Here is a 7,908-nt window from a genome sequence, read left to right on the forward strand (position 1 = left end):
GACACTTTCACAGATTTTATATACATAGATGAAGATAAAAGATAAAATAGCCTTAGAACGCTATAAACAGAAATTAGAATTTGCCAGGTCAGCAGGTTCTCATTTTGCCTTTGAAACAAAGGAGCAAAGAAGGGCTGCTATTGAAGAATGTAAAAAGGATCCGAGAAAGATGGTGGAGCGGTATTTTCCACACTATGCAGATGCTCCTTGCGCAGATTTTCAAATTGAGTGGGCCCGCAAAGTTGAAAAGAACCCAAATTTTAAGGGGTTCTGTCAATGGGGACGAGCTTTAGCAAAGTCGGTGTGGAATGATATATTTATACCATTCTGGCTTTGGCTTAGAGGAGAACCTATTTACCTTGTAATTATAGGCAATAGTGAGGATCGGGCTAAACAGCTTCTTGAAGACATCAGAGCAGAGTTTGAAGCAAACCCCAGAATACTGGCAGATTTTGGAGAGCAAAAACAGATAGGTACCTGGGAAGAAGGTTTCTTCATTACTAAAGGCGGATTTATTGGCCAGGCTTTAGGGATGGGGCAAAATGTGAGAGGTCTTAGGATTAAAAACAAAAGACCTACCCATATTGTTGGAGACGACTTAGAAGATAAGGATATTAACAAAAATCCTAAAAGACAAAAAGCGGTAGCTGATTGGGTTGATAGGGATTTGATTCCGACAATGGACGGGAAATACAAAAGATTTATCCAGGCTAACAATCGCTTTGCACCTGTGATGATCCAAACAATGCTTCAGGAAGCTCACCCTAAATGGTTTGTACATCAGGTTAATGCCTTTGATCCGGTTACGTATGAACCTACATGGAAAGGAAAGTATGATAATAACTATTTCTATGACTTAGTAAATGGGGACGATGGTATCGGATCATTGGCCGCCAATGCAGAATACAACAACACCCCGCACGTAGAGGGTACTATTTTTAAAGATGAGCAATTTCAGTGGGTTGATCTTCCCAGAATAGATCACTTTGAAATTATTATAGGGCGCTGGGATGTTGCTTATGCCGGAAACTCTACAAGTGATTATAATGCTATTCCGGTTCAGGGATTAAAAGGCCGTGATTTTTATTTAATAGATGGATTCTGCAAGCAATGTAAAATGCGTGATGCCGTGCTATGGATGTGTGAATTCCAAAAAAGTCTACCGGCATCAGTGCAAATATTCTGGTATTATGAAGCGCAATTCTGGAACGATGAATTGCAAAGAGTTCTGGACGAAGTGCAGAAAGAAACAGGCGTATATCTGGGCATTGTCAAAAAAGATTCTTCCAAAGTACATAAATATTTAAGAATGCTTGGGCTACAACCTTATTTTCAAAATAGCAGAATATATTTTAATAAGAAAATAAAAGCAAAAAACGATATCCAAATAGGCTTAGCTCAATTAAAAGGAATAGAACCCGGATACAAAACACATGATGACTGGCCCGATGCAATGAAAGAAGGAATTTCAGATCTTGAATTATACGTAGGGGCAGGAGGCAAAACCGCTTCCTACAGGACCGGTAAAATGAGAGGTGTTAACAGGTGGTAGCTCGTAGCACGAGAGGCAATAATTATAATTAATATAAAAAGCTCATACTTATGAAATATTTAACAGAAGAATATTTATACACACATGCTTTTGAGCGTGCTGTAACTGAATCAACTGCAGACTTTGGTAAAACACTGGAAAATCTGGAAACTGAAACCATTGATCTGGTTAGATCATATCTCTCCAGGTATTATGATATCACTAAAATATTTGATCCGGTGAACCCTGTAAGAAACGGAGTGCTAACTAAAGTAATGACCAAAATAATACTCTATGAAGCCGTAAGAAGAAATGCATACCGTAAAGTTTCTACGGATTACGCAGAGGATTACAAGTGGGCAATAGAAACACTGGAGAAACTCAACAACGGGAAAATGACACTGGAGGACCTTCCAAAAAAAGAAATAGATCCCACAAATCCGGATAACAAATTCCTTTGGGGAAACCTGTCTAACAAAAACTTCTATATATAATGTTTAATAAAATATACAAAGCAGCTGAAGGCTATTTTTTAAAAAGAGCCGATGAATCTGCTCTGCGTGTAATGTCTGAAATAAAGAATAGTCGCAGTGGACAATCTATATCCGGGATGATTACCTACCAGGCAGAAAATATGCAGGCTAAATCTTTAGAAGAATGGAAAATGGCTATTTTAATGGCCACTAACCCGGAAAACCCTAATTTTCTTTTTCTATATCAACTGTATGAGAACCTAAAGCTTGATAATCATTTGATATCTGTGATTGAGTCCAGAATTCTGCACAGCCAGCATTCAAATTTTAAAATCGTTGATGAGAAAGGAAATGAAAATGAAGAATTGTCCTGGTTATTGGAAAGAACCTGGTTTGAAGATTTTATTCACCTATCTTTAAAATCTAAGTTTGAAGGCCGGAAGCTGTTGGAGATTTTCGAAACCACAGATACCGGAGAACTTTCGACAATTACTGAAATTCCGATGCCTAATTTTAGCCCAAAACTAGGGATTATCACAAAGAATAATGGTGAAACAAACGGTTGGGATTATAGAGAGGGAATTTATGCTAACTATTACCTGCAGGTAGGAAAAGACAAAGATCTAGGGGTACTTTCACAAATGGCACCGGTGATACTGGCTAAAAAACTAGCTATGGGAGCCTGGTTAGATTTCATTGAGAAATATGGAATACCTCCTTTATTTATTACCACTGAGAGAGATGATGAAAAGAGGTCGAATGAGCTGTATGATATGGCTGTAAACTTCAAAGCATCGAACTTTATGATAGGCCGTGGCAATGATAAGTTTGAGGTTCCAAACCTTACAACAAATAATTCTCAAAGTGTATTCGATACACTTATAGCCAGGGCTAACTCTGAAATGTCTAAAAGGATTCTGGGTGGTACAGCTCTAACCGATGAGAAAAGTTATGTAGGATCAGCAGAAATTCAATATCAATTGGCCAGGGACCGTTTTGAAAGTGATAAATTATTTTTATCTAATTTGATCAATAGACAGCTATTTCCAAGACTTGTAAAGCTTTCACCGGTTTATGCTCCGTTTGAAAAGCACTATTTCGAGTGGGATAATGCAGAGGTTTTCGATAGTGCAAAGCTTGCAGATCTGGTCACTAAGTTTGGACAGCAATTTTACATAGATCCGGAATACATTGAAAAGAAAACAGGTATTCCAATCTTAGGCGTAAGAGAAAATCCTGTAAACACTCCAATAAATCCAACCATAACACCTACTCAAAATGCCCAGTCCACGTCTAAAGATAAATAACTTCCTTAAACAAAGGGATATATTCCGAGCTGTAGAAAGCGCCTATACAGGTTGTTGCTTTCATCCGGAGGCTGGAATTGATTTAGGTTCCTGGGATAAGCTAATAGAGGAATTAGCAAAGAAAATGCATGATGGAGACTTAGAGCCAAGCCAATTATCCAAAGAATACATTTCTAAAACCTATGAAAAAACCAATGAAGCTTCCGCTTTGGGATATGGAAAAAAATGGGGTAAATTTCCTCTGCCTGGAGAAGACAGAATCGTAATTGAACTAAAAAAGAATCTTTATCAGTTTAGCTGTGCAAAGTCATTAGCACAGTTAGAAGATATGAATAGGATGCTTTATGACAAATCCGGAAAACTTTCGTCCTGGGGGCAATTTAAAGAAAATGCTCAGGCGTCCGGAATGAAGTTTAATCAGAATTATCTTCAGGCAGAATACCAAACAGCCAGACAAGCTGCCAGCTCTGCAAGAAAATGGCAGGACTATCAGGAAGCAAAGGATTTATTCCCAAACTTGGAATATCGGACCGTTGGAGATAGCAGAGTACGCCCTGAGCATGAAATATTAAACGGTACCATTAAACCTATAGATGATCCGTTCTGGCGTACTTATTACCCGCCTAATGCATGGCGCTGTCGGTGTTATGTTGTGCAAACTGCTGCGACCGTAACCAAGGGAAAACATGAAGATAATTCCGTAACTCCTGAATTTAAAGGAAATGTCGCTTTAGATGAGGAAATATTCAGTAGAAAAGGGAATTTTTTTAAACTCATGGCTCTGGACAGTAATGCTGAAAGAAATGCTGAATTTATGAAGCTTAATGCTCCGACAGAAACAGCTCATGAAACAGGATCCGGAAAAAAAGTTAACGTCAGCATATTTGCACACCTGGACGATAAAATGAAAAATGTTGAGACAGCAACTGTCATAGCTGAAAAGCTTAATAAGAATATCCTGGTGCGAGCTCACCTTAATGTATCCGGGCATAAGAATCCAGAATATGAAATTGACGGAATGCTGGCAGATAGGAAAGAACAAACAGGAACTGCCGTAGAAAATAATATCAGAAAAGCCAAAAGACAAGGGTGTGAAGTGATTATTTTTGATGTAACTTCAGATTATCCGAACTCTTTAAATAGGTTTAAAAACGATATTAAAGGTACTTTAAAGGCGCATTACCCTAATGTATTTAAGAAAATAATCATTGTTAATGGTAGTGAAGTAGAAGAAATCATGGTGAAAGATTTACTAAAATAAAAAAGCACCTTAACCAAGGTGCCAGTGGAGGGTACTTGTGTTACCACTCATACCGATACAAATATATAAAAAATATTCTGAATGTCAGACAATTTTGAAACTCCGGACTTTGGTAAGATCGTAAAAGAGACTCAGAGGGATATCAGAATTTTTGCAAAAGTATTTGCTCTAAACTGGTTTATTGATTCTTTTAAAAATGAGGGCTTTACTGATCAGACCTTTGAAAAATGGGACGATAGAGTACAACCTGATTACAGACCTGGGGGTAAAATTTTAACTTCTTCAGGCTTTTTAAGAGATAGTCTGGAAGCAGTTGAAGCTTCAAAAGATGAGATCGATTATGGCTCTAATGCCCCTTACGCAGAACTGCATAACGAAGGCGGAACCATTACAATTCCAATAACAGCAAAGAGCAGGAAGTTCTTCTGGTACATGTATAAAAAAACTACTGAAGAAAAATGGAAGTGGATGGCTCTTACTAAAAAGACTGAAATAAAAGTAAAAATGCCTCCGCGTAAATTCGTGGGAGAATCTGAACTTTTAATGAAGGAACTTGCAGAAAATTTCTTTAGAATAATAGAAAACAAATTTAAAAAACATTTAAAAAATGGATAATTGGCCGAACCTATATCGAGAGCTGTCACTGGCTATTAATCAGAAAATGCCTGAAGTATTATGGATAGACCTTTGGCATAATCAGGTAAATTTTCTTCAGGAGGAACATCCTTTCAGAACTCCTGCAGTATTTTTAGGTTTCAGAACATTAGGCACCAATGATCTGGGAACCCGCCAACAGGAAGTAAATTTACAGGTAGATTTCTATTTGTTTTACGAAACCTTTGCAGACACTTATTCCGGAGCTTTCAACCAGGATAGCGCTTTAGGCTTTCTGGATCTAATGGAAAAAATACATGGGACATTTCATGGGACCTCCGGAGAAAACTATGCTTCCATGCGCAGAGTAAGCTTTAATCCTGAAGATACCGGAGGTGCCGGGAATCTCTACAGAATAACATTTACATGCATTCTTCAGGACGTTTCTGCAGTTAAATATATGGAAGAAGTAGATGCTCCGAATTATGAGCTTATTAAAAACATGGAGGAAGACTCTTTTATTATACCCGGTTAAATATGATGTTTTCAATCGTAGCCTCTGATCTATAGAATTTATGCGCTAGCCTAGCAATGATCCAGGCGTCAGAATGCTTTTGCTTTCCATATTCCCTAATTTTGGAAAGTCTGGAGTATTCTTTGCGCACATCAGTATACAAACGGGAAGTTTCAGGACGTTTTGTTTTCAGCATAACACAAAACTATAAAACAAAAAAACACCAAGCAAATTGGTGTTTTTTTTATCAGATTCAATTACTCACCGCATAAAGCACCACCATTTTCGAAAATTTCTTGGTAGGTGTTTTTACTTATATTATAATTACCTGCCAAAGCTTGATCAATAAACAAAATCGCACATTTTATTTGTTTTTCTGAATAAAGAGAATTGTATTTTTTTATGTCAGAGATAAAAACATCTTTCTGAGTGAATGTCTTATTGTTAAATAATTGTTGGTTATTTTCATCAACATTTAGCGCCTTATTTTCTCTATGAGAATCTACATATTCAATACAAAAATTTCGAGCGCCATCCCATATTTCCTCATAAGTCTTATTGCGAAGATTATATTTATCTTTCCTAGCATTGCCTATCAATCTTCCTGCACAATCTGCTTCATATTCGGTAGGAATGTATAAGCCTTCTAAAATAACCTTTTTTAAATCAGCTATAAATACATTCTCATTTACAAATTTTTTATTCATGTAATTATCCAGTATACTTTGCTCTTTTTTAGTCAGTTTACGAGTCATTAACATTTCTGCTAAAGCATCTTCTTCAGGGGTTAGTTTTTGAGCATAGGAAGTAATAAAAACAAGCAAAATACTTGAAATTAGTAATATTTTTTTCATTCTGAATTTTCTTAATAAAACAAATTTAATTATTTGTGAGATACCCAAACCATAAAATGTCTGCTAAATTAATAACACCATCTTTTTTGAGGTTAAAATAAATAGTATTACCTTCTCTCTTATATTTCCAATTTCTTAGAATAGCAGCTCCCATATGGCCATTCTTTAAGTGTGTAACGATATCATTAATGATTGATTCTGACTGGCTGATTTTAAATTCTTTCATAATAATGTATAATTTTAAAACAAATATATTTTGATAGAAAATTATTTCCTTACGGATAACCGTAATTATTGTAATTTCTGGTGCAAATCGCCAGTAATTAACCTCCAAACATTCTCTTCATAACTACTATAAGTAAATTCAAAAAGGATATAAAACTCTGTCAGAAACCACCAAAGAGCATACGCTTTATAATAAGGAAGCTTCAATTTAAATGGTTTAGAAGACAATCGTTTGTCTACTGCTTTTTTTAATAATGTTTCTCTTAACTCCCAGCAGATCACAAACGAGCTTTTTTGCTGCCTACCTTGATTAGCAAAATTGAGAGTATCTAAAATAGCCATCATGTTATTAATGGCTATTAGCTGTGAATTATCGATAACTATAGTTACTTTCATTAGTTCTTAGAAGGAAAAGGTAATTTGTTTTTATGATACCACTCCCATGTTCCTGGTATTTTTGAAGCCTCATCATATTTAGATCTCATACTTTTGAACTGCTTAATCAAAGCTTCAAATTCTTCTAATTTATAGGCAGGAAGAGGCTTTTTTAGTACACTTCTTTTTATCATGAAGTTATTGAAAGGTTTCCAGTCCCCAGGATCATGTATACCCATGTATTGAGCTTCTTTTAAAATAATAGCTCTATAATCTCTATAAACTATACTATTAGCTAATTTTTCAAAAGGATCCGGAGGAGCAGGCTTAGGGAATAATTGACCATATAGGCTTTCAATCTCACTCGTGGTCATTTCTTCCAGATCTGTTGTTCTGCGAGTATGCAACCAGACTGATTGGCCGATGGCAAATTTGCCGAACTTCCGGATCATGTCGTCTTTCATCTGTTGTACATTCGTTTTCATATTCTGTAAGTGTTTTTTTATATTCTTCAATAGTTTGCTCCCGGAATATTTCCACCAGTTCCAAAAGCTGCTGCAGGGAAGGCTTTAAGTTTTCCGGAGCATTTAAATAGTCTTTAAACGCCATTTTTAGCAACTCTAAAAACTGGATATCATTCATTTTTCATAAATTTTAAAACAACCGGGACAATAATCATGTTTCTTCAGGTCAAAGACCCATCCACAATGCGGGCAGGTTCTCCATATCTCGTGATTAAAAAAAATATATTTCATTGTTCCCAGGAGCGGAATC

12 protein-coding genes are annotated in these 7,908 nt (G+C 36.2%); 6 read left to right on the forward strand and 6 right to left on the reverse strand.

The genetic code is table 11. The features are described 5' to 3' along the window. The first annotated feature begins 28 nt into the window (after window positions 1–28). The 6 genes from ATE49_RS11740 to ATE49_RS11765 all read left to right on the forward strand — a co-directional run bounded on the left by ATE49_RS11740 (window position 29) and on the right by ATE49_RS11765 (window position 5,701). Window positions 29–1,552 carry a hypothetical protein gene (locus ATE49_RS11740; RefSeq protein WP_065082331.1) on the forward strand — a complete coding sequence of 508 codons (1,524 nt, stop codon included), beginning with the start codon at window positions 29–31 and terminating at the stop codon, window positions 1,550–1,552. Between the two features lie 50 nt (window positions 1,553–1,602). After that, window positions 1,603–2,025 carry a phage protein Gp36 family protein gene (locus ATE49_RS11745; RefSeq protein WP_065082332.1) on the forward strand — a complete coding sequence of 141 codons (423 nt, stop codon included), beginning with the start codon at window positions 1,603–1,605 and terminating at the stop codon, window positions 2,023–2,025. Beyond that, on the forward strand, window positions 2,025–3,311 hold the full coding sequence (locus tag ATE49_RS11750; protein WP_065082333.1) for a phage portal protein family protein: 1,287 nt from the start codon (window positions 2,025–2,027) through the stop codon (window positions 3,309–3,311). Before ATE49_RS11745 ends, ATE49_RS11750 begins: the two co-directional genes overlap by 1 nt. Continuing rightward, the gene (locus ATE49_RS11755) at window positions 3,283–4,572 is read left to right on the forward strand and encodes a phage minor head protein (RefSeq protein WP_065082334.1); all 1,290 of its coding nucleotides are present in this window, start codon (window positions 3,283–3,285) and stop codon (window positions 4,570–4,572) included. Before ATE49_RS11750 ends, ATE49_RS11755 begins: the two co-directional genes overlap by 29 nt. 81 nt (window positions 4,573–4,653) lie before the next feature. Continuing rightward, window positions 4,654–5,187, forward strand: a complete 534-nt coding sequence (locus tag ATE49_RS11760; protein WP_065082335.1) for a phage virion morphogenesis protein — start codon at window positions 4,654–4,656, stop codon at window positions 5,185–5,187. Next, entirely contained in the window at window positions 5,180–5,701 is a 522-nt protein-coding gene (locus tag ATE49_RS11765) for a hypothetical protein (protein WP_065082336.1), read from the forward strand. The genes ATE49_RS11760 and ATE49_RS11765 overlap by 8 nt, the downstream gene beginning before the upstream one ends. Here ATE49_RS11765 and ATE49_RS11770 read toward each other — a convergent pair. From ATE49_RS11770 to ATE49_RS11795, 6 genes are all read right to left on the reverse strand, one after another. Beyond that, entirely contained in the window at window positions 5,688–5,876 is a 189-nt protein-coding gene (locus ATE49_RS11770; protein ID WP_065082337.1) for a hypothetical protein, read from the reverse strand. The two genes, ATE49_RS11765 and ATE49_RS11770, sit on opposite strands and share 14 nt — an antisense overlap. A 61-nt stretch (window positions 5,877–5,937) precedes the next feature. After that, entirely contained in the window at window positions 5,938–6,534 is a 597-nt protein-coding gene (locus ATE49_RS11775) for a hypothetical protein (protein WP_065082338.1), read from the reverse strand. 25 nt (window positions 6,535–6,559) lie between these two features. After that, on the reverse strand, window positions 6,560–6,760 hold the full coding sequence (locus ATE49_RS11780; protein WP_065082339.1) for a hypothetical protein: 201 nt from the start codon (window positions 6,758–6,760) through the stop codon (window positions 6,560–6,562). 65 nt (window positions 6,761–6,825) lie between these two features. Beyond that, entirely contained in the window at window positions 6,826–7,155 is a 330-nt protein-coding gene (locus ATE49_RS11785) for a hypothetical protein (RefSeq protein ID WP_065082340.1), read from the reverse strand. Then, on the reverse strand, window positions 7,155–7,541 hold the full coding sequence (locus ATE49_RS11790; protein ID WP_148774309.1) for a hypothetical protein: 387 nt from the start codon (window positions 7,539–7,541) through the stop codon (window positions 7,155–7,157). Before ATE49_RS11790 ends, ATE49_RS11785 begins: the two co-directional genes overlap by 1 nt. Then, entirely contained in the window at window positions 7,495–7,776 is a 282-nt protein-coding gene (locus tag ATE49_RS11795) for a hypothetical protein (protein ID WP_065082342.1), read from the reverse strand. The genes ATE49_RS11790 and ATE49_RS11795 overlap by 47 nt, the downstream gene beginning before the upstream one ends. Window positions 7,777–7,908: the final 132 nt, after the last annotated feature.

The sequence above is a fragment of the Elizabethkingia miricola genome, from assembly GCF_001675285.1.
GTDB lineage: Bacteria > Bacteroidota > Bacteroidia > Flavobacteriales > Weeksellaceae > Elizabethkingia > Elizabethkingia miricola.